This window comes from Bacillus sp. AFS073361 (genome assembly GCF_002567005.1).
Classification (GTDB): domain Bacteria; phylum Bacillota; class Bacilli; order Bacillales; family Cytobacillaceae; genus Neobacillus.
Genome location: NZ_NUZU01000013.1, coordinates 80,339 through 106,284, shown reverse-complemented (window position 1 = coordinate 106,284; position 25,946 = coordinate 80,339). Strand labels below are relative to the sequence as shown.

At 38.1% G+C, this 25,946-nt stretch carries 27 protein-coding genes and 1 tRNA gene; 9 read left to right on the top strand and 19 right to left on the bottom strand.

Annotated features, from left to right (window positions below; translation table 11 throughout):
• Window positions 1-12 precede the first annotated feature (12 nt).
• From COJ96_RS08465 to COJ96_RS08455, 3 genes are read right to left on the bottom strand one after another with little or no spacing between them, the layout of a single operon-like run.
• Window positions 13-579: a polyhydroxyalkanoate biosynthesis repressor PhaR gene (locus COJ96_RS08465; RefSeq protein ID WP_098572502.1), complete on the bottom strand. Its 567-nt coding sequence runs from the start codon at window positions 577-579 to the stop codon at window positions 13-15.
• A gap of 22 nt (window positions 580-601) precedes the next feature.
• Window positions 602-1,225, bottom strand: coding sequence for a hypothetical protein (locus COJ96_RS08460; protein ID WP_098572501.1), 624 nt, complete (start codon window positions 1,223-1,225; stop codon window positions 602-604).
• Window positions 1,215-1,682, bottom strand: coding sequence for a hypothetical protein (locus tag COJ96_RS08455; protein WP_098572500.1), 468 nt, complete (start codon window positions 1,680-1,682; stop codon window positions 1,215-1,217). Before COJ96_RS08455 ends, COJ96_RS08460 begins: the two co-directional genes overlap by 11 nt.
• Window positions 1,683-2,538: 856 nt before the next feature.
• Between COJ96_RS08455 and COJ96_RS08445 the strand changes: the two genes are divergently transcribed.
• Window positions 2,539-3,342, top strand: coding sequence for an alpha/beta fold hydrolase (locus COJ96_RS08445; protein ID WP_098572498.1), 804 nt, complete (start codon window positions 2,539-2,541; stop codon window positions 3,340-3,342).
• A 103-nt stretch (window positions 3,343-3,445) separates the two neighbouring features.
• Here the strand turns inward: COJ96_RS08445 and COJ96_RS08440 are convergent, their stop codons facing one another.
• The 7 genes from COJ96_RS08440 to yknW form a co-directional block, all read right to left on the bottom strand.
• Window positions 3,446-4,039 (bottom strand): YitT family protein, encoded by a 594-nt coding sequence (locus COJ96_RS08440; protein ID WP_257148465.1) that lies wholly within the window; start codon window positions 4,037-4,039, stop codon window positions 3,446-3,448.
• Window positions 4,040-4,234: 195 nt separating this feature from the next.
• On the bottom strand, window positions 4,235-5,113 hold the full coding sequence (locus COJ96_RS08435) for a GNAT family N-acetyltransferase (RefSeq protein WP_180230024.1): 879 nt from the start codon (window positions 5,111-5,113) through the stop codon (window positions 4,235-4,237).
• Window positions 5,114-5,180: 67 nt separating this feature from the next.
• Window positions 5,181-6,347 carry a tryptophan synthase subunit beta gene (gene trpB, locus COJ96_RS08430; protein WP_098572495.1) on the bottom strand — a complete coding sequence of 389 codons (1,167 nt, stop codon included), beginning with the start codon at window positions 6,345-6,347 and terminating at the stop codon, window positions 5,181-5,183.
• 181 nt (window positions 6,348-6,528) lie between these two features.
• Window positions 6,529-7,722 (bottom strand): ABC transporter permease, encoded by a 1,194-nt coding sequence (locus tag COJ96_RS08425; RefSeq protein WP_098572494.1) that lies wholly within the window; start codon window positions 7,720-7,722, stop codon window positions 6,529-6,531.
• Window positions 7,719-8,411, bottom strand: a complete 693-nt coding sequence (locus COJ96_RS08420; protein ID WP_098572493.1) for an ABC transporter ATP-binding protein — start codon at window positions 8,409-8,411, stop codon at window positions 7,719-7,721. Before COJ96_RS08420 ends, COJ96_RS08425 begins: the two co-directional genes overlap by 4 nt.
• Window positions 8,408-9,529, bottom strand: coding sequence for an efflux RND transporter periplasmic adaptor subunit (locus COJ96_RS08415; RefSeq protein ID WP_098572492.1), 1,122 nt, complete (start codon window positions 9,527-9,529; stop codon window positions 8,408-8,410). Before COJ96_RS08415 ends, COJ96_RS08420 begins: the two co-directional genes overlap by 4 nt.
• The gene (gene yknW, locus COJ96_RS08410; protein WP_257148464.1) at window positions 9,529-10,209 is read right to left on the bottom strand and encodes a YknW family membrane protein; all 681 of its coding nucleotides are present in this window, start codon (window positions 10,207-10,209) and stop codon (window positions 9,529-9,531) included. The genes COJ96_RS08415 and yknW overlap by 1 nt, the downstream gene beginning before the upstream one ends.
• Before the next feature lie 371 nt (window positions 10,210-10,580).
• On the opposite strand from yknW, the gene COJ96_RS08400 reads away from it, so the two are divergent.
• Window positions 10,581-11,681: an AI-2E family transporter gene (locus COJ96_RS08400; RefSeq protein WP_098572490.1), complete on the top strand. Its 1,101-nt coding sequence runs from the start codon at window positions 10,581-10,583 to the stop codon at window positions 11,679-11,681.
• Window positions 11,682-11,773: 92 nt separating this feature from the next.
• Here the strand turns inward: COJ96_RS08400 and COJ96_RS08395 are convergent, their stop codons facing one another.
• The 7 genes from COJ96_RS08395 to COJ96_RS08365 all read right to left on the bottom strand — a co-directional run bounded on the left by COJ96_RS08395 (window position 11,774) and on the right by COJ96_RS08365 (window position 17,741).
• Entirely contained in the window at window positions 11,774-12,331 is a 558-nt protein-coding gene (locus COJ96_RS08395; protein ID WP_098572489.1) for a hypothetical protein, read from the bottom strand.
• 2 nt (window positions 12,332-12,333) lie between these two features.
• Window positions 12,334-12,966 carry an SCO family protein gene (locus COJ96_RS08390; protein ID WP_098572488.1) on the bottom strand — a complete coding sequence of 211 codons (633 nt, stop codon included), beginning with the start codon at window positions 12,964-12,966 and terminating at the stop codon, window positions 12,334-12,336.
• Window positions 12,967-13,085: 119 nt separating this feature from the next.
• A complete protein-coding gene (locus COJ96_RS08385; protein WP_098572487.1) occupies window positions 13,086-14,762 on the bottom strand; it encodes a cbb3-type cytochrome c oxidase subunit I in 1,677 nt (558 codons plus the stop codon).
• Between the two features lie 14 nt (window positions 14,763-14,776).
• The gene (locus COJ96_RS08380) at window positions 14,777-15,244 is read right to left on the bottom strand and encodes a cytochrome c oxidase subunit II (RefSeq protein ID WP_098572486.1); all 468 of its coding nucleotides are present in this window, start codon (window positions 15,242-15,244) and stop codon (window positions 14,777-14,779) included.
• 12 nt (window positions 15,245-15,256) lie between these two features.
• Window positions 15,257-15,406 (bottom strand): cytochrome c oxidase subunit 2A, encoded by a 150-nt coding sequence (locus COJ96_RS08375; RefSeq protein WP_098572485.1) that lies wholly within the window; start codon window positions 15,404-15,406, stop codon window positions 15,257-15,259.
• Window positions 15,407-15,599: 193 nt separating this feature from the next.
• Window positions 15,600-16,544: a heme o synthase gene (gene cyoE, locus COJ96_RS08370; RefSeq protein WP_098572484.1), complete on the bottom strand. Its 945-nt coding sequence runs from the start codon at window positions 16,542-16,544 to the stop codon at window positions 15,600-15,602.
• 213 nt (window positions 16,545-16,757) lie between these two features.
• Window positions 16,758-17,741: a 2-hydroxyacid dehydrogenase gene (locus COJ96_RS08365; protein ID WP_098572728.1), complete on the bottom strand. Its 984-nt coding sequence runs from the start codon at window positions 17,739-17,741 to the stop codon at window positions 16,758-16,760.
• Window positions 17,742-17,961: 220 nt separating this feature from the next.
• On the opposite strand from COJ96_RS08365, the gene COJ96_RS08360 reads away from it, so the two are divergent.
• The gene (locus COJ96_RS08360) at window positions 17,962-18,834 is read left to right on the top strand and encodes a DNA-3-methyladenine glycosylase family protein (RefSeq protein ID WP_373561679.1); all 873 of its coding nucleotides are present in this window, start codon (window positions 17,962-17,964) and stop codon (window positions 18,832-18,834) included.
• A 200-nt stretch (window positions 18,835-19,034) separates the two neighbouring features.
• On the opposite strand, the gene COJ96_RS08355 is transcribed toward COJ96_RS08360, so the two are convergent.
• Window positions 19,035-19,967 carry a DMT family transporter gene (locus COJ96_RS08355; RefSeq protein WP_098572482.1) on the bottom strand — a complete coding sequence of 311 codons (933 nt, stop codon included), beginning with the start codon at window positions 19,965-19,967 and terminating at the stop codon, window positions 19,035-19,037.
• Between the two features lie 208 nt (window positions 19,968-20,175).
• On the opposite strand from COJ96_RS08355, the gene COJ96_RS08350 reads away from it, so the two are divergent.
• From COJ96_RS08350 to COJ96_RS08335, 4 genes are read left to right on the top strand one after another with little or no spacing between them, the layout of a single operon-like run.
• Entirely contained in the window at window positions 20,176-21,774 is a 1,599-nt protein-coding gene (locus COJ96_RS08350; RefSeq protein ID WP_098572481.1) for a spore germination protein, read from the top strand.
• Entirely contained in the window at window positions 21,771-22,880 is a 1,110-nt protein-coding gene (locus COJ96_RS08345; protein WP_180230022.1) for a GerAB/ArcD/ProY family transporter, read from the top strand. Before COJ96_RS08350 ends, COJ96_RS08345 begins: the two co-directional genes overlap by 4 nt.
• Window positions 22,877-24,088: a Ger(x)C family spore germination protein gene (locus COJ96_RS08340; protein WP_098572480.1), complete on the top strand. Its 1,212-nt coding sequence runs from the start codon at window positions 22,877-22,879 to the stop codon at window positions 24,086-24,088. The genes COJ96_RS08345 and COJ96_RS08340 overlap by 4 nt, the downstream gene beginning before the upstream one ends.
• The gene (locus COJ96_RS08335; protein ID WP_098572479.1) at window positions 24,085-24,309 is read left to right on the top strand and encodes a hypothetical protein; all 225 of its coding nucleotides are present in this window, start codon (window positions 24,085-24,087) and stop codon (window positions 24,307-24,309) included. The genes COJ96_RS08340 and COJ96_RS08335 overlap by 4 nt, the downstream gene beginning before the upstream one ends.
• Window positions 24,310-24,432: 123 nt before the next feature.
• Here COJ96_RS08335 and COJ96_RS08330 read toward each other — a convergent pair.
• Window positions 24,433-24,504, bottom strand: a tRNA-Val gene (locus COJ96_RS08330).
• A 262-nt stretch (window positions 24,505-24,766) separates the two neighbouring features.
• Here COJ96_RS08330 and COJ96_RS08325 point away from each other — a divergent pair.
• Together COJ96_RS08325 and COJ96_RS08320 are read left to right on the top strand one after the other, a co-directional pair.
• Window positions 24,767-24,976 (top strand): hypothetical protein, encoded by a 210-nt coding sequence (locus tag COJ96_RS08325; protein WP_257148463.1) that lies wholly within the window; start codon window positions 24,767-24,769, stop codon window positions 24,974-24,976.
• A 111-nt stretch (window positions 24,977-25,087) separates the two neighbouring features.
• Complete coding sequence (locus tag COJ96_RS08320) at window positions 25,088-25,810, top strand: alpha/beta hydrolase (RefSeq protein ID WP_098572477.1); 723 nt, start codon at window positions 25,088-25,090, stop codon at window positions 25,808-25,810.
• Window positions 25,811-25,946: the final 136 nt, after the last annotated feature.

Sequence of the window (25,946 nt, the reverse complement as noted above, 5' to 3'; positions counted from 1 at the left end):
ACTCCATTTCATTTATTTCGATGTCCCTGAATCTGCTAATTCTCGCTCCACTTCTTTGTCCTTTTCAAGAAGACCTTTTAATGACTCAAATTCTTCTTTAAAGTTAGTTAATTTCTTTAACTCTAACTTCATTTCTTGGAGTTCGGCCTTTAATTCTTTGGTCTTTATTTGCTCTTTTTTCGTTTTTACTAACTCTGTTTTAAGCTGCTTTGTTAATTTAATGATTTCTTTTGAAATATCCACAACACTCTCGATTTCTCTAGTTTGCGACTTCATGGAATCCTGCAAATCCAAGATTTGTTCCTCAAGAGCTTCAATTTTTTCCTCGGCTTGGACCGTTAATGATGCAATATTAGCTATATCATTTTTAGTTGGTAAATTTAGAACGCTTGCAAGTGTTTCCTGATTCTTTTTAAATGCCTCGAGATACCGAGAATTAATTTCGGTTCCGGCATTAGACATTTTTATGAAATCCTTGTTAGCCGTCCAATGATTGATAAAATCATTTATCTGTTTTTCCCATAAAAGACTAAGCTCATGAAAGGATTCAACTGGATCGTAAGGTTTTTTACCAGACATTACTCTCACTCCTTTTTAGTCATTATTTGGATTGATCGGTAGAATCCTTCATATAATTCTGAAATGGCATTATCGCAGATTTCACTTGCTTAGAAAACATATTTACAAATACTTTTTGATTTTCATATAAAACATTGCTGGTTTTCTTAACACTCTCAATATATTTGTCTCTGCCATTTTTTCGATAAGCAATATACTGTTCAACGGTTTCTACATATTTATCTAAGGAATTTAATTGTCCTGTTAATAATGCTTTAGTTGGGGTTAATAATAAATGAGCTGTTTTAGTTTGAATGTCCTCAACAACTTTGTTAATTTCTTCATATGATTTCACAGGAAAGAACTGCTGTAGTGGAGTGGTTGTCATAAGTAATTCTTCTCGCACTGCCTCTTCCCACTCTTTCAGTTCCATCCCAAATTGCGTCGAAACGGTGAGGGCATTTTCTTGATTCAGTTTAAGCATTTCCACGTAGTTCTTGACTGCTTCTAAGAAAAGTGTATCTCGTTTATTTAAGCGATTTTCCCAAGCATCTAATTCATTGAATCCTAACTTCCAAAGAAGGTCTAAGCTTGAGGCATTTTGTTCCTCTTCAACCTCTACTTTTTGATTTTCTGATTCTAATACTTTTTCAGTTTTATTCGTCATGTTTTTTCTCCTCCAAATTCAATTCAAATAATTGTTTTAACTCATTAAGCTCTTCTTCCAAGCTTTTTAGTTTACATGCGTGGATTTCCCGTGTTTCCTTTTCCAATACGGCTTGCAAAGCTCCCCATGATTCACGGATCATTTTTAACTTGTTCCGGTTCTCTTTCTGTCTTTTATTCATCCAAAAGATAGATTCATCCAAAAGATCTAACTTTTCCTCATAATCTACGATTCTTACAGAAATAGCACTTATTTCATCTTTATTTGGAAGTCCAAGCTGATTTAATCTTCTTGTTGCTAATCTTCTGTGAATTTTTAAATGCTTCACATGTGTTTCCATAGCATTTCCAAATGCAATAGTGAATTTTCTGTTATTTGTGTATGCATGGATTCTCTTATTGATTTCTGTTTCTATTTTTTTATAAAAAGAATCTCTGTCTTGATGCATGGACTCCATGTACATCCCTCTTCACTAACTGACCAGTTTCTTCTATTTACTGTACACTGGCAGTTGTCCCACCGTCAACATCTAGTATATGACCATAAACATAATTAGAAGCTTTGAGGCTAAGAATAGTGCTGGACCTTTCATGTTATTAAAAATAGCTGCAATTGCTTCGAAGGGTTCCTCAAAATCATTAATTAGAATAGTAATATAGTTAATATTATTGTAGTAAACTGAGGTTTTGTAAACCTCCCTCTTTCGACAATATCCACAAAAGTCTTCGTCCCTTAAAAGAGCGAAAAATTAATGCTGTTAAATTAAACAAACATCTTCAAAACACTCCTTTAGACCGAAGGAAATCCCAAAAATTACCGGAACGTTTTTTAAATAATATTATCTGGTGTCAGGCACCGAATAAAAACATTTGTCCCCCAAGGAATGACGCTAAGGTATGCACAAACAAATACGCCACTCTGAATTTGTGATCCTTAGGAATACTGGTCATATTGCCAAATTAGAACAAAAGGACGCATTTAATAGAGTTATTCGCAACTTTTTAAAGAAACACTCAAAAGTAAGCTAAGGGAGGATTTGGTCCTCCCTTCTTCCATGTTCTTTCCTTAGTTAAATTATCATATAATTTACCGTTACTTTAAAAAATGCTGTGTTAAACTTGTCTGTTGATTTCCGTTCCAGGCGCTTCGCTTTCCGCGGGCGTTGCGGGGAGCCTCCTCGGCGCTTTCAGCACCTGCGGGGTCTCCCCTGCCCCGTACTCCCGCAGGAGTCTTCGCGCCTTCCACTCCAATCAGCAGAGTGCCAAAATCCACATTAACCTTTAACACAGCCTTTAATAAAGGAGGATTAATTAATGCCAATAGCTACTGGAAATGGGATTAATCTTTATTATGAGGTTCACGGAGAGGGTGAACCATTGCTTTTAATAATGGGGTTATCACTAAATTCAAAATCTTGGTTCAGGACACTCCCTGCTCTCAGTGAGCACTTTAAAGTAATTATTTTTGATAATCGCGGGACAGGTCTTAGCGGCAAACCAAATTCCCCCTATTCAATTGAGCAAATGGCGGAAGATGCTAAATGTGTCTTGGATGCTGCCGGAGTAGAAACAGCCCATGTATACGGCATTTCTATGGGTGGGATGATTGCACAAAGATTATCACTATTGTATCCTTCTAGGGTCCGTTCTCTTGTGTTAGGTTGTACAACCTCTGGGGGTGCAACCCATGTCCAGCCTAGTGCAGAAGTCTCGATGCTAATGCTTTCAAGGGGTTCTGCGGTTGCAACACCAGAAGAAATGGCTTGGGCCACCGCTCCAATCCTATACAGTCATTCATTTATAGAAAAACAACGCGAATTAGTAGCAGAGGACATACAAAGAAGAATAGAGATACCTGTTCTCCCTTATGCCTATATTCTTCAACTTCAAGCCTGCTTAGCTCACGATACTTCCAACGTGATGGACCAAATCGAATGCCCTGTCTTGGTTATCCATGGAGACGAAGACAAATTAGTTCCCTATCAAAATGGGGTAATCTTAGCTGAGAAAATTCCAAATGCTGAATTTTTGACAATTACCGGTGCTGGCCATATTTATATAACAGAGGCCAATGATTTAGTAAATGAAAGAGTAATAGAATTTTTAAAAAATCAATAATGATAAAAAAATGCCCGTTCGCTAATTGAATGGGCATTTCCTTAATTTTGCGGATTCTATTTTAAGCTTTTATCTAGGCACCTCATCATCTCGAAATACCCTTCTAAGTAATTTGAATAGATAGATCGATCGTCCGATAGGCTATCAGAAAGGTTGCAAAGGAGTAGATGGCCTCACTTAACCCAAAGATGAAAATGGAACTCCCGAAAATGAATACATTCAATAACAAGATAATTTGTCCGATTGAAAATGAAGAATGTTTACTTAAGAGGATAGCTATCACTTCTGTTCCATCAAAACAGCCGCCGAATCGAATCGTTATGCCGACACCTAGTCCTAAACTTATTCCGCCAAGGACAATTACTAGGAGGGGGTTAGTGGTGAGGACCGGAAGTGAATCGAATATATAGGTTTCAAACGAAAGAATGAGGATGGCGAATATGCTGAGAATAAGAAACCTTCTTCCTAGAAACCGATAGGCAAGGAGGACAAAAGGTGTGTTTAATACCAACAAAAACAATCCTATTTCTTCTTTTGTAATATGAGCTAGCAGGATACTTATGCCAATGATTCCTCCATCAATCACATGATTCTCCACCAAAAATAATTGTAAGGATAAGGTTACAAGCGTAGCACCAAAAAAAATGAACAATAGCCGTTTATAAATAGAACATGCCCCTGCTCTGCTTAAATCCATATAAAAGTTCATCCTGTTACTTATCATACTTGTCCCCTTTATCAACCAAATTCCATAGATTATTTGTTTAAATATATTCAATAAACTCGAGAAACATTCTCTAACCCCCAGATATAAAAAAAGAACCGCTAATAGCAAATGGGTAATATGTACTAGATGTTCTCTAATGGAGTTATCTAATGGTGTCAGGCACCATCATGCCTGTGAAGTAAGCGGGTGTTTGAATTCATTTGGTAACGTGACGTTTGTTTGATTCTTTATAAAAAGGACATTATTGGTTTTATATAGCTGTTTTTCATATCCTAGTTCATGCTGATCGGGATGAAAATGGAAAAAGACTTTACTGCAATCCAGCGGGACAATTGCACTTAACACTGTTTGAAAATTTACCTTTCGAGAACTGACAATGTCATAAAGGTGGATACAATCCCCCTCTCTTTGAAAGATCACCAGTGCGTTCTCATTCTCAAGATAGTAGAGGTCCTGGCTAAAAACCATAATACAATAAAACATGAGGAGCTCCTCACAATTTGAAGTTCCGAATACTTCCGACAAAACCTTACGATTACTCGCTAAATTATAGATGTACTCTAAATCATCTGGATTGCTAACATCTAATTTTCTCATTTTAGAAGATGATGGAGGCATATGATTATAGTCCAATATAAATTGCACTTCATCTCTAGAAGAAAATCCAAATTTCGGGTAAAAGTCCAATACTGTTTGATTGGCAAACAAATAAATCATATCGACATGTTTATATTCGTCTAACACAATCTCCATCAAGCGTCTCGACAATCCCTTATTTCGATAATCAGGGTGTGTCATGACCGTCCCGATTTGGATTGCTTGTTTAACCTCCGCATTTACGACCAAGTTTACAAAATTAACGGATACATTAGCTACCACTCTATTATGAACAACAAATGAATACGGCAAATACTTATCTGTCCAATATCCATTTTTGTACCACGTTTCAAACTCTATTCCAAACGTATCAGTGGCCAATTGATTAAAGCTTTTCCTTAAATACTCATGATCTTTATAACCTTTTACTAATAATAAGTCTTTCAATAAACTGCTCCCCCTAGATAGAACAAAAAAGGACGAGCCATTTATCGGCTTATCCTTATGTATATTATTATTGTTTCAACATCCTAAACACCTGCTCAACATCCTTATCACCGCGTCCTGATAGGTTAACAATTAGGATATCTTCGTTAGATAATTCTTTCGCAAGCTTAATAGCATATGCGACGGCATGTGAACTTTCTAACGCAGGGATTATTCCCTCCGTCTTGCTTAAAAATTGGAATGCCTCTAGGGCCTCTTGCCCAGTCACTGTTACATACTCTGCTCGCCTGCTTGTTTTCAAATGGCTGTGCTCAGGACCGACACCTGGATAATCCAGCCCCGCAGCAATCGAGTACGTTGGTTTAGGCTCCCCGTTTTCATCAAGTAATGTTAAACATTTAAAGCCATGAATCACCGCTGGAATTCCTTCCGTCAAAGTTGGTGCCTCAGCTGGTTCGACCCCAATTAAGCGCACATCTTTTTCGTCAATATAATGGGCAAAAGCACCAATGGCATTGCTGCCACCTCCAGCACAAGCAATCACGGCTGTCGGCAGTTTTCCTTCCTTTTTAAGAATCTGCTGTTTCGATTCCTCGCTGATAATTGCCTGGAAGTGCTTGACCATGGTCGGATAAGGATGTGGTCCTACAGCCGAACCAAGTAAATAAAAGGTATTTTTATAGTTTTGCACCAAGTCACCCAAAGCTTCATCGACAGCATCTTTTAAACGCCCTTGGCCTTTATCAACAGGAACAACTTTCGCACCTAGTAATTCCATTCGGAAGACATTGAGCGCTTGGCGTTCCGTATCAAGTTTACCCATATAAATAATGCATTCCATCCCAAACATGGCACAGGCAGTTGCTGTGGCCACACCATGCTGTCCTGCACCTGTTTCAGCGATAATTCTCTTTGCTCCCATTCGTTTTGCTAAAAGAATCTGGCCAATGGCATTATTAATTTTGTGTGCACCCGTATGGTTTAAATCTTCTCGTTTCAGATATATTTTTGCCCCTTGATTTTGTTTGGTTAAATTTTCTGCAAACGTTAATGGATTCTCCCTGCCTACATATTCTTTTAAGTAGTATTTGAATTCCGCTATAAATTCAGGGTCATCCTTATATCGATTAAATTGCTCTTCTAATTCGTTCATTACCACTTGCAAATCCTCTGGAACAAAACTTCCGCCAAATTCCCCAAAATAACCTTTGCTCTCTACACTAAGTCTCTCCATGCTCATCTCGACTCCTTCTAAACTATTATTCTAAGTCAATCCTATCACGAATTGTTATCTGAATATTCCTATAATTATATTATCACATTACCCATAATCTGCAAACTGATAACTATACGGCAATAACAGGAAAAAGCCTACACCTTCGTGTAGACCCTTGATCTCATTTCCTAATCAACCTTTATTCATATCTCAGGGAATCAATCGGGTCAAGCTTAGAAGCCTTGTTTGCTGGAAGTAGTCCAAACACAATCCCAATAACCATTGAGAACAACATCCCACCTACTACCACCTGCCAAGACACTAAGGATGGCCAACCTGCAAAGAAACTAACAATGGTGGACGTTCCCCAGCCAAGCAAAATCCCGAGCATACCTCCTATAAAAGTTAGTGTCATCGATTCAATTAAAAATTGAGTCAGCACTTGTCCTCGGGTAGCTCCAAGCGCCATACGAATCCCGATTTCCCTTGTCCTTTCGGTCACGGATACGAGCATGATATTCATAACACCAATTCCACCAACAAATAATGAGATTCCTGCTATACTCCCGATAATTAATGTCATGATTTTTGTGATTTGTCCTACCCCTTGAGCGATTTCTTCCATATTAATAACTTGGTATGATTTATCCGTCCTATGCAGATTATTTAATAATTTAGCAGCCTTTTTACCTGCGACCTGCAGTTGTTCAGCTGACGATGCTTGCAGGGTTACTTGGGTAAAATCACTGCTACCGTAAATCGTTTTCCACGTTTGGAAAGGCAGATAAACCTCCATTGATCCAAATGATAGAAGACCAGTTGGTTTCTCTAAAACCCCAATGATTTCAATCGGTTGATTGGCAACCATAACAACTTTTCCAACTGGATTTTTCCCTTTAAATAGTTCCTCTTGCAATTTATTACTGATTAATGCTGCACGGCGGCCGCCAAGAAAATCAGAGGTTGACAAGCTCCTTCCCTTAGCAACTTTCAACTCATTTAATTTTATATAGGCCTGATTAATTCCAGTTGAAGAGGCATCCACGGAATCCTTTTGAAATTTAACAGAGGACAATTTGGTGCTTGACGCAACAACACTTTTAATTTCCGTAATTTGTTCCAACGCTCTGATATCTTCCTGATTGAAGGGGGCTTGCTGAAATATATTGGGGTTCGCACGTATTTCTTCATCGGAAGGCTGATAAAATAACTCAATCGTATTCCCTGGCCCGGTAATTTGTGATTTCAGCATCGCTTCCCCGCCCTGTCCGATGGCTACGACGATAATAACAGCACCCACCCCAATAATAATCCCAAGCATTGTTAGAATACTCCGCATTTTGTGGGCTTTTAGTGAACTTAGTGCCATAATAAGATTTTCCATAAAACTCATCCTGCCGGCCCCCTAACACCCTCAAAAGGCGACTGAATCATTCCATCTCTAACCATGATCGTTCTATTCGCATATTCGGCTACTTCTGATTCATGGGTAACAATAATAATCGTAACTCCTTCATTATTCAGTTCACTAAATTGTTCCATAATGTCCTTGCTTGTTTTTGAATCAAGGGCACCTGTGGGTTCATCCGCTAGAATAATCTTTGGTGTATTGACAATAGCTCTCGCTATGGCAACACGTTGCTTCTGTCCTCCAGATAGAGCATTAGGCAGATGGTTCATGCGGTCGGCAAGACCTACTTTCATTAATGCCTCTTCTGCACGAGCCTGGCGCTCTTTTTTGGAGATTCCTGCATAAATCATTGGTAATTCAACATTTTTCAAGGCCGTCAAGCGGGGGAGCAAATGAAACTGCTGAAAGACAAAGCCAATTGATTGATTTCTAACCCTGGCCAATTCCTTGTCATTATAATGAGAGACATTTTCCCCGCCAAGATAATACTCACCCTCTGTCGGTTTATCCAAACAACCAATAATATTCATTAAGGTTGACTTTCCTGAGCCAGATGGACCCATGATGGCAGCAAATTCACCTTTATGAATGGATAGACTAATACCATTTAGGACAGGTACACTTTCTTTTCCCAACAAAAACGATCTTGAGATGGATTCTAGCTGGATCATTTAACGGTCACATCCAACCCATCTTTTAGTTTGTCAGGTCCATTAATGATGACTTTGTCTCCTTTTGTAACACCTTCAAGGATTTCAATCTTCTTTCCTGATGTAATGCCAGTCTTGACATTTTGTTTTTGCGCCTTTCCATCCTTTACGAGATATACAAAGGGCTGATCCCCCTCATCAAATAACGCATCGAGCGGCAGGACCATCGCTGTCTTTTTATCTGTTTCTATTTCCATAATAACTTGGAAGCCTGGTTTCAACGTTTTTGTATCACCGGAAATCTTTACTGTGACAGGATACTGCACAGCCTGTGTACCATTTTGCAAACTCGCTTGGTTCTGCTCTGGCAAAATAGATGTCTTCGTAATTTCACCCAGCCACTCTTTGCCTGGCAATGCCTCTGATTTGATGATCACTCTTTGACCCTTGCTAACTTTAAGAGTATCGTATTCGGACAGTAGTCCTGATGCTGTCATCCCTGCTAATTTCCCAATATGTATAATAGGCTCGTTTGTTGCATCAAGTGATGTTGCTGGCTTTTTGGCTGTCAAAACAATTCCAGCCATTGTACTCTTAATCTCTAAATCATCCTGGCGTTTACTAATCAAGTCTTTTTGAAGTTCTGTTTGCTTAAGTTCAATGTTAGCTAGCTCTTTTTCCATCTCTAGCTGTTCAAATTCAGGAGAAAGCTGCTTTTTCGCTTCCTTTTTTCCAACCTGCTCACCTAAGGTCTTTTCTTTGTCTTCAAGTTGCTCCAATTTCTTATCGATTTGGTTTATTTTTAAATTAGCGGATTCGACCGCTAATTTATTCTGCTCAATTTCCAACTCAAGCTGAGGATTTTCTAATTGAGCCAAGACAGCACCTTTCTTGACGGTCTCTCCTTCCTTGACGAGCAGCTTCTTGATTTCCCCTTTGTCTGGTGTCGCATAGACCAGTTGTTCTTGAGGAAGCTTTACTATTCCAGGAATCATTAATAGAGAGGAGATTTCTTCTTGGCTGATTTCCGTGGTCTTAACGGAAGGCCCCTTTGCAAGGACCTGCCGGTAGACACTTACAGAAATCATTATGATAATTAATAAAATTACACTAATGCTAATCCAAATTTTCTTCTTCATTATAGCTTCGGCGCTCCCTGTAAAAGGGTACCGACCAAAGCAAAGCCAATACTAACTACGAAGAAAATCACCGCAATTGTCCATGCCAGACCTTTAGAAATTTGAGCTGTTTTATGAAGTCCCAAGGCAGTCAATATAGCAGACCAGATTCCAAATACTTCGATGGAACCTAAAACACCAGCTTTATCCTGATTGAGAAGCCCTGCCAAACTGGTAATATATATTTCTGGATCCCCGCCGATGGCATATCTGATTCCCATATTCAATATAAGTCCTGCTGCACCAATAATCATGATAAAAGTATTCATAGATAATAATTGTTTAAAAGAAACAGTGGAACTAGCAATCTTGACAATCGCTATTTGAATAGCACTGCTCACTAAAACACCAATGATAGGTGTGATGATGCCCGTAACTAAAACTGTTACTTTTGTTATGGTTAACACTAAATCAACTTGATCTTCTGGCACTCCTTGAGCAATTAAAGTAGCTGCGTCTAGTGATAGAGCCATAAACGCCATACCAATGGCATAAAGGATACTAATAATAGTTAATGGTACCCAAATTTTCGGACTTTGCTTAATTCGCTCAAACTGCACCCCAGGACTCGTAAACATTCCTAATAACTTAGGATTCTCTTTTTGTATATTTACTTCTGTTTGCAATTCCAAATCCAACACCCCTTCTCTCCTCTTATGTAAATTATTCCATTTAAGTATACGACAAACTAAGCCGAAAGTTTCATTTTTTTAATATCCCCATCTGGTGCCTGACACCAAAAGTAATACTATTATTTGTCTTCTATTCCAAGTTTTTGATATAATTTTAGTTAAACTAATTGAAAGGCTGTGTTAAACGTTAATGTTGATTTTAGCACTCTGTTGATTGGAGTGGAAGGCGCGAAGACTCCTGCGGGAGTACGGGGCAGGGGAGACCCCGCAGGCGCTGTAAGCGCCGAGGAGGCTCCCCGCAACGCCCGCGGAAAGCGAAGCGCCTGGAACGGAAATCAACAGACAAGTTTAACACAGCCAATTGAAAAAAGGGGAAAATAATGTCAAAAAGAAAATTCCAATATGGGTTAATCCAAATCCTTCTAATATTAACCATCATCTTTGTTTCAACAAAGATTTCATTTTTATTTATGCCGATCGGTATCTTTTTCTCTACTCTTTTTTTCCCAATTCTGATAACCGGATTTCTCTTTTTCTTACTAAATCCAATCGTTAATTTTCTTCAGCGCCAAAAAGTGCCAAGAATTCTTGCCATCCTAATAATTTATGTAGTGTTTATTGGTATTCTTGTTTTAGCGATTGGCAACTTGGTTCCTGCCATCACAGAGCAATTTACCGCACTTGCTAATGCACTTCCTGATTATGCCAACAAAACCTTGCAGTATTTTGATAAGCTTTCACGAAGTTCCGAATTCAAATGGATCATGGAGGAGCAAAATGATCTTTTGGAAACCGGTAAAGAAAAACTGATTGCCTATGCGAATACCTTGCCGGATAGGATCACTGGCGGTATTTCCAATATCCTTGGTGTGTTTGCCAATATTGCTGTCATCCTAGCTACCGTTCCGTTTTTACTGTTCTATATGTTTAAGGACGGACATAAGTTCCCTAAGGCTGTAACTAAATTCCTTCCTGTATCATATCGGGAAGCAGGATTGCTTATGTTGAAAGAGACAGGTGAAACACTTTCCTCCTATATACAAGGGCAAGTTATTGTTGCCCTATCAGTAGGAATACTTGCATTTGTTGGCTACCTGATTATCGATTTGCCATTTGCACTAGTTATGGCCGTAATTGTTGCGTTTACCAACATCATTCCATATGTCGGCCCCATTCTTGGCGGTGCACCCGCTGTGATTGTTGCTTTATTTGATTCACCCACAAAAGCTTTATTAGTTATTTTAATTATTGTGATAGCCCAGCAGGTGGAAGGGAATGTATTATCTCCGCTCATTCTTGGAAAATCACTTGATACCCACCCCGCGACAATCATTATCGTCTTGCTCGCTGCCGGAAATTTAGCTGGTATCTTGGGGATGGTTTTGGCTGTACCGTTTTATGCCGTAGTCAAGACCATTGTTTTAAATGTAATCAAGTTTCTGAAGGCTCGAAAGAGGGCAACCATAACAAACGAACCTTAGGATTCCTTAATAAATATCTAATTCAAAAAACTGTTAGGATCAATGGTTCCTAACAGTTTTTTATGTTTTTATGCTGAAAATCACAAAATACATTACTCGTATTTCTTAGGATCGACAAAAGCCTTATAGAGCAAATAAATGACCATACAGATTGCAGTTGTAATAAATCCCCAGCCTAGTGTAATTTGTTCAATAATTAAATAGTTATTACATAATTGCACGGGGGAATATATATATAACCACCCCATTGCGGAAAACATAATAATAAAAAAATAAAAAGTGATATGTTTACCAACAGGTCTAAGTTTTTTCCAGCTATCCCTTAGTGGGATTCCTGCCAATATAGGTAAACTAGTAAATTTAAACACTTCCATACTCTGTAAAGTTAATGCTTCATCCATAGACCTTGGCAGTGTCCAATAAGCGACGATGATGATAAACAATATGATTCCTGGTATTCCATTTCCGTTCCATTTTTCAAAAAATCGTGGGAAACGTAGTTGAAAAATACGGGCAAGGAGAAATCCGGTGAAAATTAACAGCGGCATTTGCATATGCATGTGAATAATCATGACAGATTCCATTAAGTTTGCCACAGGAGGCATTGAAAGGAATAGGAGGATCAATAAGCCATATAGTGATTGCTTCATAACTATTCCCCCGCTTCCATGTCAAGAATCCCTGTAAGCCTTTTAGCAGCTTCATCCGTTTTTTTGTAGTCTAAAACCTCTAGAAGTCTGCCTTTTTTATCAACAATATAAAAAGCTGAATTATGGGCAAAATTACCGTATTCATCGGGAATGACAATCACACCAAATGCTTTTAACAATGCATCTAATTCTGTTTTATTTGCAATTCTTGCCATCCTCCATGTTTCACCGTCACTATTAAAATAGCCTCTATATTTTTCCAACGTGGCTGGGTCATCCCTGGAAGGATCGAAGCTGATACTTAAAAAGACAATATCTTTGCCTATATATTTGCTTGGTACCTTATCATAAACTTTCGACATATTCATTTCTAATTGAGGACAAACCGTTGTACAGGACGTATACAAAAAGGTAATAAATACATATTTGCCTTCAAATTCAGAAATAGAATATTCCCTCCCTTTGCTGTCTTCTAAGGTTACATTAGGGAATTGGGGTTTATCGGCAATTAGTTCTTTTACCCGCGCTGTTTCTGCCGTGAAAGCTGTGAAACCATCTGTTCCGAAATAAAACAATGCACAGCCAAATAAGATAACAAGCAAACATGCAAATGTATGATGTCTATTTTTGATCATGAAGATCACTTCCCACATCTATTTTTTGAAGTGGAAAGAGATAGCCCTAGCCACCCGAGCTATCTCTCTCATTGAAAACCTTCCAGATAAAGCGCCTACTGGCTTTTAGCTTTTCGAAATCACCATGTTTTAAACGGTGGTGACCCAGGAGGAGCATTGACGATAAACTCCGTTAATGGGATAACATAGGCCATGGCTACAACTAATAGCATAACAACAATCCAAAGGCCCCAACGCTCTGTCCAGTATGGTGTTTTAGCATTTTCTTCCTCTTCCGCAATCGGAAATTCTGTTTCACCTTTTGGCGCAAAGAACATCATATTGACAACAGCATACACTTGAAGAATAACACCGATAATTAATAGTGTTCCTCCCACAGCTAAGCACATTAAATACGGGTCCCAGCTTAATGCTGTTGCATTATCGCCGTAGGTTGTATAGGAAGTTCTTCGCGGAGAACCAAGTAATCCAACCCAATGCATAGCACCTGACATAAATATCATACCAATTGTCCAGATCCAAGTTTGTATTACGCCTAATCTATTTATTTGTGGAGTTAGAACACGTTTTGAAATATAAGGAACTAACCAATAACTAATTCCAAAGAAAGTCATTACCACCGACATTCCGAGTGTTAAATGGAAATGCCCAACAATCCACATGGTATTATGAACAACTTGGTCTAGCTGGTTTGTACTTTGGGCAATCCCTCCTGCACCTGCTGGAATAAAGGCGACCATAGCAATAAATGGTGCTAGGAAACGAACATCCCCCCATGGCATTTTCTTATACCAGCCAATTAGACCTTTTCCACCTTGTTTCCTGGCAGTCCGCTCAAATACAGCAAACATAGCGAATGCGGTCATTAATGATGGGAAACCAATCGCCAAACTCATAAATACATGCATAAATTTAACTGCTTCAGAAATTCCTGGGTCGATAATCTGATGATGGAATCCACCAGTGATGTTCATTACAACTAAGGCAATAATAACCACACGGGTTAAGGTATCACTCCAACGTCTTCCACCGATAATTTTTGGTACAACAACATACCATGCAGACACGGCCGTTAAATACCAAATATTAACCAGCGTGTGTCCAAACGCCCAAAATAGTGTCCGAGCAACCATGACATTAATTGTTTCAACCCACCCAAAGGCCCATGGAATAATGGTTAAAACTTCAATTGCAACTGGGATTAGAGCAAAGAATAAAAGGATAAACACACCGGTTGCAAAGTAAGCAAGAATAGGAACATGTTGACCTTTGTTGTTTTTTCTCCAATTTGCGACATTGATAAACGCCCCAATGCAGCACATCCAAACGCCTAAAGCAATGAATACTAACCCGATATAGAAAGCCGGATGTGCTGCCATCGGCGGATAAAATGTATACATAACTGATGCTTCGTTCATTAGAATTGGCACTATGCATAGAACAAAGCCAACAATCTTCATTCCAAAACCAATCCAAGCTATCTTCCTTACTTTCGGCAGCAGTCCTCCTAAAGTATGGGAAAGTGATGCATAAAAGTATCCAATCGTAAAGAAGGCAGTTAAGACAACAACTAATAATAAACCATGTGCTGTTAATACTTGATAATAGTTAAGCCATGATGGCAATTCTAGAAGTCCTGACCTATTTAGTCCTTGCAGCAGTCCTAATATTCCGCCTAAAAGTAGTGCTGTAAATGCTACAATGATATATGTTTTTGTTAAAACGGCATCTTCCTTACTGATTCCCATTACTTTATTTGCTTGATCTTTTAGTGTAGGTGATTTTGCTGTTTGCATTTTCTTTCCCCCCTTTATTTAACCGTAATCGTTGTACTCATTGCTTGGTGACCAGCCCCACAGTATTCGTTACATAACACTAAGTAAGTGCCTGTTTTATCAAACTTTTGGGTGATTTTTTGAATATGTCCTGGCATTACCATTGCATTCACGTTTGTTCCAGCTACTTCAAAGCCGTGGACCACATCTTTGGAGGTTAGTGTAAAATGCACTGTAGAACCAGCTGGAATTTCAAAATTACCTGGATTAAAGCTAAATACTTGTAATGTCATCACAACTTCATATTCATTTTCACCAATTTTAGTAACACCTGGTTTATCGAATGGTGCGATTTGGTCCACTTTTTGTGGATCAATAATTTCCTTATTGCTTGGTGGAGCCATATCCAAGGCAAATGCTTGATAGCCTGTGATAAACATGAAAATCATGATTATCCCAAAACTTAAGGTCAGCCAAATTTTTTCATCAAGATGCATCTTCATTCCAAATCCCCCCTAAACTCTAGACATGTAAAGTCCATATAATAAGAAATACGTAAGAAGAATGACTACTCCTACAACACTTACGGAAATCCATGTTCCTTTTAACGGTGCTTCTTGAACTTCGCCTGCCTTCTTTTTGTTGTTTCCTTTTGCAGCTCCCATTCTGAATCATCCCCTTTGTGGTTTTCATACTTATATCATAGTTGGGAACCATTCTCAGTGTAGTGAACCGCATCACACATCTCTCCATTTAAAAAAATAAATACATTTAAAAGATCAGATCAATAAAAAAAGTCCGATCGATTGTAGGCATTGTATTTGCCTACAGCGATCAGACTTTTTCATATAATTTCTTTTAGCGATGGAAGATTGGTAAGGTAACCACAATCATCATGAGGAAGATAATGGTTATATAATTAACTGAGTATAAGAAATTCACTTGGGCCCATTTATGGTTATCTTTGATAAAAAAACCGCTGATACTTACCACCAACCACCCTGCGTTTAGCAAAGCAGCTATGACCATAAAGGTTGTTCCAAGTGAATCTAAAAAGAATGGCAATGGAAACAAGCAAGCAATATACATGACCATTTGCCGTTTAGTCACTGCGAGTCCACGAACAACGGGAAGCATCGCCACCCCAGCCGCTTTATATTCTTTATATTTCTTAATGGCTATCGCAAAGGTATGCGGCATTTGAAAAATAAACAAGATTAAAAACAAGATCATTGGTACCTTTTGAAATCCAGGTGCGATCGCTGTCCAGCCAATTAAAGGTGTAACCGCACCAGACACACTGCCAATTATGGTATTAAAGGTATACTTTCGTTTCGACCACATGGTATAGGGAAAACAATAAGTAAACCATCCGACAAAACCATATAATGCCGCTTCGAATGTCGTAAATAGTAATAAAATAAACCCAACTACGGTAAGCGAAATTCCAATGATTAATACTTGCTTAAGTGAGAAATTCCCAGTCACCGTTGGACGATTCTTTGTACGATCCATTACTGTATCAATATCAACATCGTACCAGTTATTGAGCGCAAGTGCCCCGGCAATCACCATTGTACTTCCGAAAATAGTCAAAAGTAATAAATCCACATTACTTGAGAGAGGGACATCCGTAAAATATAAAGCTAACCAGAATCCTGCAAAAACCGGCAGGACATTAGCGGTTAAAACATTTGCTTTAAATAGTAACTTTAGATCAGTCATTAAACTAGATAGATTTCGTTGATTTACTATAATAGACCTTCCATCCTTCTGTAGAGAAGGTACCTCATTATTACTCATATAATATCCTCTCCTAAGAAGTAATTCTAAACAAATTTAATACTATCATACCATATTTAGATTATCATAATAATTGGTGTCAGGCACCCGAAAATGATTGTTGTATATTACCAATTGTCCCAAACCTGATGAGATTTTTGAGGATGTTCCCCACATCTTAGATAAAAAAGGCATAGAGAATCACCTTTTTTAATGATTCTTTACGCCTTTTATTTATCGGACTTCGCTTAACACCTCTTGATTTATTAAGGAAGGCGGCTGTTTTCCCTGGAGACCAAGCACTAGATTTTCAGCTGCAAGTTTAGCCATTTTCAATCGTGTTTCATAGGTTGCAGAACCAATATGCGGCAATGTGACTACGTTATCCATTGACAATAGCGGGTGATCTGGGTTTACTGGTTCTTGTGTATACACGTCAAGTCCTGCAGCTAAAATCTCTCCGTTTTGGAGAGCCCGAACTAAGGCATCCTCGTCTACAGTAGCCCCGCGCGAACCATTGACAAAAATGGCTGATTTCTTCATTAATTTAAATTCCTTTTCCCCGATGAGTTTAACAGTGTTTGGAGTTAGCGGCGTCATTAAGCAAATGAAATCAGCTTGCTGACAAATTTCTTCAAGTGAACAATAGGTTGCATCAAAGGTTTGTTCGGCTTCTGGATTTCGCGAACGATTATGATACAAAATAGGCATATCAAAGCCAAAATGAGCCCGTTTGGCAATAGCCGAACCTACTCCTCCCATTCCGATAATTCCTAATGTCTTATGATGAGCATCTACGCCAAATTGCTCTTCACTAATTTTCGATGTCCACTTCCCTGACTTGACCAACTGGTTTAATTCTGGCATTCTTCTTGCTGTTGCTAGTAATAAGCCAAAAATGGTATCGGCAACACTATCATATAAAACACCTGGTGTATTGGTTGCCATAATTCTTCGTTTTGTTATTTTCTCAAGATCTAAATTATCGTAGCCAACTGAAATATTGCTAATTACTTTTAGGTTAGGGGCCTGCTCTAAAAACTTCTCATCAATTTTTAAACTCGAGCCTAGAATTCCTTCTGCATCCTTTAATTCTTGGTAAAATTCAGGAAGTGTGGTTGCATCTAAGTCTTCAAAATAAATGACTTCACAGGCTTTACGTACATACTCCAAAACTGTTGGATCGACTTTTTTATAGACAATAACTTTTGGTTTCAACAAATATTCCTCACCTTCATTATTAGATCCTTCATAGAAGCTTTAATTACATAATCAATATACACTTATTCAAGTGGAAAATAATAGATTTTTGATTGTAGCATCAAGATAGAAACATTGTTTTCTACACTTTTATGATAAAAATAGATTATAGCAAAATGCCGGAGGAGATAAAGTGACGAATCCTAGAAATACCTATGAAGAGGAATCATCCAAAGTAATCATTCCGCTGCCTGAAGAATTTGACCTGAAAGCAAACCTTGGTTATCTAGAGCGGAATAAAAATGAATGTATGTATGAAGTTGAAAATGATACCATTACAAGGGTCATTGCAATTGATGAAATTCCAACCCTTGTCAGAATAAAAGTCAATGATTCAAATCAAATGGTTGTACACTTTTTAAAAGGTAAACCGCAGGAGACTATAGATGTCGTCCAATATATTCGAGAATGGTTTGACCTTGATAATGACTTAACTCCCTTTTATCAAATGGCAAAAACAGACCCATTCCTTAAAATGATTGTAGAAAAGTTTTATGGATTACGTCTCATCGGAATCCCTGATTTGTTTGAGGCGCTCTGTTGGGGTGTCTTAGGGCAGCAAATTAACTTAAGCTTCGCCTACACATTAAAGAAGCAATTTGTAGAAAAATTCGGTGAGTCAATCGAATGGGAAGGCAAAAAATATTGGATATTCCCCTCCTACAAAAGAATTGCTAAACTCACACCTATTGACCTGGCAGATATTAAAATGACTGTTAAAAAGAGTGAATATATTATTGGGATTGCGCAATTAATGGCCAGCGGTGAATTATCCAAAGAAAAATTAAGGGAAGCCGAAAACTTTAAAGAGGTCGAAAAAAGCTTAATTAAAATACGTGGGATTGGTCCATGGACAGCTAATTATGTGCTGATGCGCTGCCTGCGCTTCCCTGCCGCCTTCCCTATCGATGATGCAGGTTTAATCAATGCTATTAAAACCCTACTTAATATGGATAGAAAGCCAACCAAAGAGGAAATCCTAAAGATTTCTATCCCATGGAGAAATTGGGAATCCTATGCAACCTTTTATTTATGGCGTGTTCTCTATTAATTAAGAAAAGCGCAAGCGCCCTGGTCAGCGGCGTATGGCCTCCTCGAAAGAGCTAACGCTTTTTCTTCGTGCGATGAATCAAAAAAATTATTATTGACCTGCTTATGCCTATGAAAAAACCGAAAATATTAAGTTTCGAAATGAATCTTTAATTTTTTCGGTTTTTTAAGTTATCGATTATTGGTCCTGCTATGGTTGTATCATACCGTGCTTTCCTCCTCTAATATGGTATCAACGTGTTTCTTAGCCTTAGACCTTCCATCTGCGACAAGAATGGCTGAATACAAAACCAATGCAATTCCTAACACCTGCCATCCCCGTAGTTGTTCCCCCAGAAAAAGTACTCCAGTTCCTACTGCAATGATAGGTTCAATCGTTGCTAAAATGGACGCTTTACTAGCTTCTAAATACTTTAGTCCTGAAGTATACAAAACAAAAGCTGCAACCGTTGATACTAGAGCTAACAACACCGCTGCCACCCAAACATCAGCATATTGAAATTGATCAGTCTTTTTAATAATGTCACTTGTCAATAACATGAATATACTCGTATAAAGAAATGTGTACGTTGTAATGGTCAATGCAGAATACCTTTGGGTTACCGGTTTACTGAAAATACTGTACAACGCATAACAAAATCCAGATAAAATCCCCATGACCAAGGTTTTCATTTGTATACCTTCTTGGCCTAGTGGCAGCAGGCCTACAACAAAGGCACAACCTGTAATAGCAAGAGCAAGTGCCCACCCTTTACGAATAGTCAGGGACTCCTTAAAAAAGAGCCGAGACAGGATGGTTACAAACAGAGGACCTGTATATAAAAGTGTTACTGCAAGGGATAAACTCGATTGAGAAAAAACTTCAAAATAAAAAAAATTAAATAAAGCGACACTTAAAATTCCTGCACAAGCGAAAAAAATATGATCTTTTAATCTAGTACGTAATTGATCCCGATAAAATACTGTCATAACTAGGATTAGGATAACAAAGGTAAAAATACCACGAATGGCAACTACCTCCCAAGCCGTGAATCCGCGAGCATACAAAGGGGCAATAAATAAACCAATAAGTCCCCAACATACCGCACCTGCAATTGTAATAATGTAAACTCTTAAACTCGATAGTTTTTCCATTTTTGCACCTCATATTTCCCAAGGAAATGACTCCGATTAATCAATTCGCCGTTAACCCTGTCAAATCCTTTTAATAAACAATAATTGCAATTTACCTTTCCAAAAAGCCATTTCGATCAAATACTAAACGTATTAATTAAAGAAGATAGTGGAAAAATAAATCTTGTCTACCATATTTTGCATATAAACTAGGTTGCTAAAGAGGGAAATGATATTGGATTGGAAAAAACGAATGAGAAAAGTTCTTTTTAAAACCTCCGACAAGAAATTACCGCTGGAACAGACTGATGAAAAGGCACTTACCGCCCAAGATAATCTTTCCAATAGTTTACAGGAAAACATCAGTGCTCTGAAATCCATCTACAGCAAATGTCCAGATGTGATTTTCCGAACGTTCTTGATAGGAAATTCGCAAAAAGCTGTACTGATTTATATTGAAGGGCTATCAAATATTGAAGAAATGGATAAGAATGTGTTGTCCGAACTTATTAACCTTGAATCAGAAAATGGGTTAGATTATTCTGTTCTGGAGAATCTTCCGGTTTCAAATATAAAGCAAGTAAATAAGATTCAAGATGTGATTAATCAAATATCAACAGGAAACCCCGTTATTTTAATTGATCAACATTCTCAGGGTGTCACGTTGGGATTAGCCAAATGGGAAAAACGTTCCATTGAAGAGCCTAGTGCCGAATCCGTTGTTCGTGGTCCGAGAGATGGTTTTACAGAAACTTTAAGTGTTAATATTTCACTTTTGCGTAGAAAATTAAAGAGCCCCGATTTAAAAATGTTCTCTATGAACATTGGACGTTACAGTCAAACTCAAGTTGTTGTTATGTATATTGACGGACTTGTGGACCAAACGCTGCTTGAAGAAATCAACAACCGATTAAGTCGTATCGATGTTGACGGTATATTGGAAAGTGGCTATATCGAAGAGTTTATTGAGGATTATCCTTTTTCTCCTTTTCCACAAGTTTTAAATACCGAACGACCAGATGTATCTTCTGCAAATTTGTTAGAAGGCAGAGTAGTTATTTTAGTTGATGGAACTCCATTCACAATTATTGCACCCATCACCTTTTATTCATTATTTCAAGCTGCAGAGGATTATTATCAACGTTTTTTGATGGGAACTTTAGTACGGTGGCTGCGATATGCATTTTTACTGATTGCTTTATTGCTGCCGTCTACATATGTGGCAATCCTTACTTTTCATCAAGAAATGGTCCCAACAACGCTATTGATAAGCGTTGCTAAATCAAGGGAAGAAATACCCTTCCCAGCCTTAGTAGAAGCTCTTATTATGGAAGTTACATTCGAAGCATTACGAGAGGCGGGTCTCCGTTTACCCAAGCAAGTTGGCTCTGCCGTTAGCATAGTTGGTGCATTGGTAATTGGACAGGCTGCAGTGTCAGCTGGACTCGTTTCAGCTCCGATGGTGATGGTGGTAGCAATCACAGGGATTGCTTCCTTTTCCATTCCCCGTTATAATGCAGCGATTGCCATACGCATGCTTCGTTTCCCCATCATGTTTATGGCAGGAACAATAGGACTGCTTGGGATCATACTTAGTCTACTAACAATTATTATACATTTAAGTACGATTCGTTCATTTGGAGTACCATATTTAGGACCGATGGCACCAATGAAAGGAAATGAGATGAAAGATGTTTTAATAAGGGCACCATGGTGGTCTTTGAAGAAGCGTCCTCGTTTAACAGGTTCCGGAAACACAAACCGCCAATCCTATGGACAAAAGCCAGGTCCCACCCATGAAGATGAACAGGAGATGAACAAGACATGATAGAAAAAGGAAAAATTTCTGGCTCTCAAATGGCAATTATGATGAATCCAGCTATTTTTGCAACAGTTTTACTATTAGTACCTGCCATTACCGCGAAACACGCAAAGCAGGATATGTGGTTATCACCGATTTGGTCATCTCTTATGGGATTTTTGGCTGTCTTTTTAGCTTATAAACTAAATAAGATATATCCCAGGAATACCCTTATCGAATATTGTGAACTTATTTTAGGAAAAGTCTTAGGAAAAATTCTTGGAGCTCTATACTTATTTTTTTATTTCCATATTACTGGCATTATTGTTCGTGAATATGGTGAATTTGTTTCGGGTACATTTCTTCCACATACTCCCATGCTTTTTATTTTTGGCACGATGATTTTGGTATGCTCTTTTGCGGTTTATGGTGGACTGGAAGTAATAGGCAGATGTTCTGAAATGATAGTCCCGGTTGTGCTTCTTTTGTATCTAGTGATTTTTATCATGCTTTTAAAAGATTTAGACATTCAGAATATGTTTCCATTTATGGCAAATGGAATAGCACCTTCTCTTAAAGGGTCCATTGTTCCGCAAAGTTGGTTTAGCGAGTATATTCTCATTGCTTTCTTCTTACCTTATTTAACCAATCGAGAAAAAGGGTTGAAATGGGGATTAATCTCAGTCACAAGTGTGATGTTCTTTATCGTTCTGACCAATTTTACTTCCCTTTTATTATTTGGAAATCTGACATCAACATTGACTTATCCAGTCATGATAGCGGCACAATACATTAGTATGGCTGAATTTTTGGAACATCTGGAAGCGATTGTAATGGCTATTTGGGTTGCAGGAACATTTATCAAAATTTCGGTTTTTTATTATGCATTAACTCTAGGAACGGCCCAATGGCTTAAGTTATCAGATTTTCGCCCGCTTGTGTTTCCAATTGGATTTTTGTTAATTTCTTTTGGGGCATGGTCAGCACCTAGTTTACAAGAACTTTCTCATTTTCTTAGCACTTCAGCACCATTTTATTTTCTTTCATTACAAATTATCGTTCCATTCATTCTCCTCATTATTGCTTTAATTCGCAATAAATTTCTGCGAAAAAAAGAGACGGCGACAGGATGAGCAACGAAAGTTTACAAACTATAAAGAAAATATTCGCTCTAGTTTTCATAAATATTATGGTCCTGCTTTTATCTGGTTGCTGGGATAGAAAAGAGGTAAATGACTTGGGGTTAGTAACGGCAGCAGGCATTGATAAACTATCAGATAAAACCATTGAGCTTTCTGTGCTTCTCTATATCCCTAAAAGTGCAGGCAGCGGACAAAGTATGAATGGAGGAAGCGAAGTAGGCGATGCCCAGACTTTAGTTAGGTCCGCAAAAGGGGTAACTATAGCTGAAGCCATGTCAAAACTTCAGGAAAAATTGCCGCGTCATATTTTTTGGGGGCATACAGAAGTATTCATCTTCAATGAAAAGTTAGCAAAGAAGGGTCTTCTAAAACACGTTGATTTTATTATTCGGCATCCCCAACTACGTGAAAGGTCACAACTATTTATTTCTAAACAAAAAGCAAAAGAAGTATTGAGCTTGCTTCCACCTTTGGAACGGGATCTAGCAGCTGTTCTTCGTGAATTAGAATCCCTAAAGGTAGGGATGGAAGTAACCGTCAAAGATTTTGCGTTAATGGTGTTGAGTGAATCTGGAGATTCTGCTGTTCCTTGGATCAAGATGTTACCTCCTGAAGGAGGAAAAAAGAAAAAAGAAACGATTGCTTACATTGCGGGTACCGCTATATTCCAAAAAGATAAGATGGTTGGTAAAATTGATGATTCCATCACTAGAGGGGTTCTGTGGCTTCGAAATGATATTAGGCTGGCAACTGTAACCGTTAAACCAAAAGGAGCTAACGGATATGTCTCGTTGAGTTTACAGAATGCATCATCAAAATTAATCCCAAAGGTTGATAATGGAAAGTGGAAAGTGTTACTTAAAGCTAACGCAGAAGCTGATATCGTTCAAAATACAACTCCATTAGATATGACCAATATTGAAGTGATAAAAAACTTACAACACCAGTTAAAAAAGGAAGTTGAAAATAGAGTGAAACTCGCATTAGTTCATGTCCAGAAAGATATGAAAGCAGATATTTTTGGTTTTGGTGATACATTTAACAGAAAATACCCTGATTTGTGGAAAAGGGACAAATATCGTTGGAATGAAATCTTTCCAACTATTGAAGTAACAATTGACCTGGACATTAAAATACGCAGACAGGGAATGAACTCAGTGCTTTCTGCCATTATTCCAGAAGAGGTGAAAAAAAAATGAGATGGGGTCCTTTATTTGGAAGTACGTTTATTGTTCTTTGTATGACGCTTTTCCAATGGAAAAAATTAAATCGCAATCAAAAAAAGGAAAAAGCAGCATTCGTCAGCTTGACGATTTTGGGATGGCTGCTAATGAATTTACTGTTCACTTTCCCAAATATCCCAGGACCTACTGAAATGATCGATTCCATATATAAACCTCTTGGGAATCTGTTGGAATAGAAAAAGCTAAACTTGACTATATTGTTATTTAACCTGGCTTTAGTAAAGCAAAATGGACTCCCGACGTGACCATTGTGTGACTTTCGCAAAAAAATCACCTTCATTTGAAGATGATTTTTTTGATGATCTGGGTGGGGATTGAACCCACGACCCCTTGCCTGTCAAGCAAGTGCTCTCCCCCTGAGCTACCAAATCGTATTATAAAATTTTTTATGACCCTATCCTTGTCAAGGATGTATTCTCACACTGAACTATCAGATCAATATATTAAGTACAAATATAATTATAATAAAATTTATAAGAATGTCAATATCTTTTTCTCTCCATTTGTAAAGAGCTACTCGCCACAATTAACCAAATAGAACATTAGTTCTATACATCTTGAATAAAGAACAAATGTTTGGATATAATAATATTATAAACCAAGAAAGGCGTGATCCAGATGGAAGGACTGTTTATGCGTTCAATTGAGGAAAATATTCCATTAGAAATGATTTACCTAGCCGATAACCAAGAATTATCCCAACGGAAGTTGATTGTGAAGGAAATGAATGACGAATATATTCGCGCCTTTTGTCTGCTTCGAAAACAAATGCGCGCCTTCAAACGTGAAAATATCCTATCCATTATGCCTGAATCCCGTACTAACCACCGCTATCTTCACTAATTCTCACACCCACATTCACACCATATTCCTCCCCCCTATTATTAAAAGCATTTCCACTTTAGTTTTGTTATAATGCAGTGGTAGAGATCGAATCACAGGGGGTTTTATCACATGGAGTTTCCAAAAGGAACCATCAAAGAACTTACCATTTATAGTGCAGAACTTGGAGAGGATGTTCAACTCCTTGTTTATCTGCCAGCAAACTTCTCACCATTATATAAATACTCGCTGTTAATCGCCCAGGATGGCCGAGACTATTTTCAGCTTGGTAGAATTGCGCGATTGGCAGACGAGTTTCTTTTTCAGAGAGAAATTGAAAATTTAATCATTATAGGGGTACCCTATAATGATGTAGAAGACCGCCGCAAGAAATATCATCCCAAAGGCTCTCAGAATCAACAATACATCCGGTTCCTAGCCCATGAATTAGTTCCATTTCTTGACCAAGAGTTTCCTACCTATCAAATGGGCTCAACAAGAGCACTAATCGGCGACTCCCTTGGCGGTGCTGTCTCTTTAATGACAGCGCTTCAATACCCGCATACATTCGGAAAAGTCCTTTTACACTCTCCATATGTGGATGATAGTATTTTGAGCGCCGTTAAAAACTTCTCGGAGGGACAGTTATTACAACTCTATCATGTAATTGGGAATCAAGAAACCGAAGTTCAGACAACAGACGGCAGTCTTAAAGATTTCCTAACCCCGAACAGGGAGCTTTCAAAAATAATTTCAGAGAAACCCATTACATATTTTTATGAAGAGTTTAGTGGTAATCATACCTGGACCTACTGGCAGCCTGATTTACGGCGCGCCCTTAAAATGTTGTTTTAATTAACCCCTATCAACATCATGATAAGTCATTTAATATATTTTGAAAATTTGCTATAATATTAGGAAGGTTAATTTTTGTTTTTATTATAAAGGCTGTGTTAGAGGTTAAAGTTGATTTTTAGCACTCTGTTGATTG

Coding starts and splice junctions, on each gene's coding strand:
- COJ96_RS08465 (WP_098572502.1), bottom strand. CDS start 579: ATGTCTGGTAAAAAACCTTACGATCCAGTTGAATCCTTTCATGAGCTT.
- COJ96_RS08460 (WP_098572501.1), bottom strand. CDS start 1,225: ATGACGAATAAAACTGAAAAAGTATTAGAATCAGAAAATCAAAAAGTA.
- COJ96_RS08455 (WP_098572500.1), bottom strand. CDS start 1,682: ATGGAGTCCATGCATCAAGACAGAGATTCTTTTTATAAAAAAATAGAA.
- COJ96_RS08445 (WP_098572498.1), top strand. CDS start 2,539: ATGCCAATAGCTACTGGAAATGGGATTAATCTTTATTATGAGGTTCAC.
- COJ96_RS08440 (WP_257148465.1), bottom strand. CDS start 4,039: ATGGATTTAAGCAGAGCAGGGGCATGTTCTATTTATAAACGGCTATTG.
- trpB (WP_098572495.1), bottom strand. CDS start 6,347: ATGGAGAGACTTAGTGTAGAGAGCAAAGGTTATTTTGGGGAATTTGGC.
- COJ96_RS08425 (WP_098572494.1), bottom strand. CDS start 7,722: ATGAGTTTTATGGAAAATCTTATTATGGCACTAAGTTCACTAAAAGCC.
- COJ96_RS08420 (WP_098572493.1), bottom strand. CDS start 8,411: ATGATCCAGCTAGAATCCATCTCAAGATCGTTTTTGTTGGGAAAAGAA.
- COJ96_RS08415 (WP_098572492.1), bottom strand. CDS start 9,529: ATGAAGAAGAAAATTTGGATTAGCATTAGTGTAATTTTATTAATTATC.
- COJ96_RS08400 (WP_098572490.1), top strand. CDS start 10,581: ATGTCAAAAAGAAAATTCCAATATGGGTTAATCCAAATCCTTCTAATA.
- COJ96_RS08395 (WP_098572489.1), bottom strand. CDS start 12,331: ATGAAGCAATCACTATATGGCTTATTGATCCTCCTATTCCTTTCAATG.
- COJ96_RS08390 (WP_098572488.1), bottom strand. CDS start 12,966: ATGATCAAAAATAGACATCATACATTTGCATGTTTGCTTGTTATCTTA.
- COJ96_RS08385 (WP_098572487.1), bottom strand. CDS start 14,762: ATGCAAACAGCAAAATCACCTACACTAAAAGATCAAGCAAATAAAGTA.
- COJ96_RS08380 (WP_098572486.1), bottom strand. CDS start 15,244: ATGAAGATGCATCTTGATGAAAAAATTTGGCTGACCTTAAGTTTTGGG.
- COJ96_RS08375 (WP_098572485.1), bottom strand. CDS start 15,406: ATGGGAGCTGCAAAAGGAAACAACAAAAAGAAGGCAGGCGAAGTTCAA.
- cyoE (WP_098572484.1), bottom strand. CDS start 16,544: ATGAGTAATAATGAGGTACCTTCTCTACAGAAGGATGGAAGGTCTATT.
- COJ96_RS08355 (WP_098572482.1), bottom strand. CDS start 19,967: ATGGAAAAACTATCGAGTTTAAGAGTTTACATTATTACAATTGCAGGT.
- COJ96_RS08350 (WP_098572481.1), top strand. CDS start 20,176: ATGATATTGGATTGGAAAAAACGAATGAGAAAAGTTCTTTTTAAAACC.
- COJ96_RS08345 (WP_180230022.1), top strand. CDS start 21,771: ATGATAGAAAAAGGAAAAATTTCTGGCTCTCAAATGGCAATTATGATG.
- COJ96_RS08340 (WP_098572480.1), top strand. CDS start 22,877: ATGAGCAACGAAAGTTTACAAACTATAAAGAAAATATTCGCTCTAGTT.
- COJ96_RS08335 (WP_098572479.1), top strand. CDS start 24,085: ATGAGATGGGGTCCTTTATTTGGAAGTACGTTTATTGTTCTTTGTATG.
- COJ96_RS08325 (WP_257148463.1), top strand. CDS start 24,767: ATGCGTTCAATTGAGGAAAATATTCCATTAGAAATGATTTACCTAGCC.
- COJ96_RS08320 (WP_098572477.1), top strand. CDS start 25,088: ATGGAGTTTCCAAAAGGAACCATCAAAGAACTTACCATTTATAGTGCA.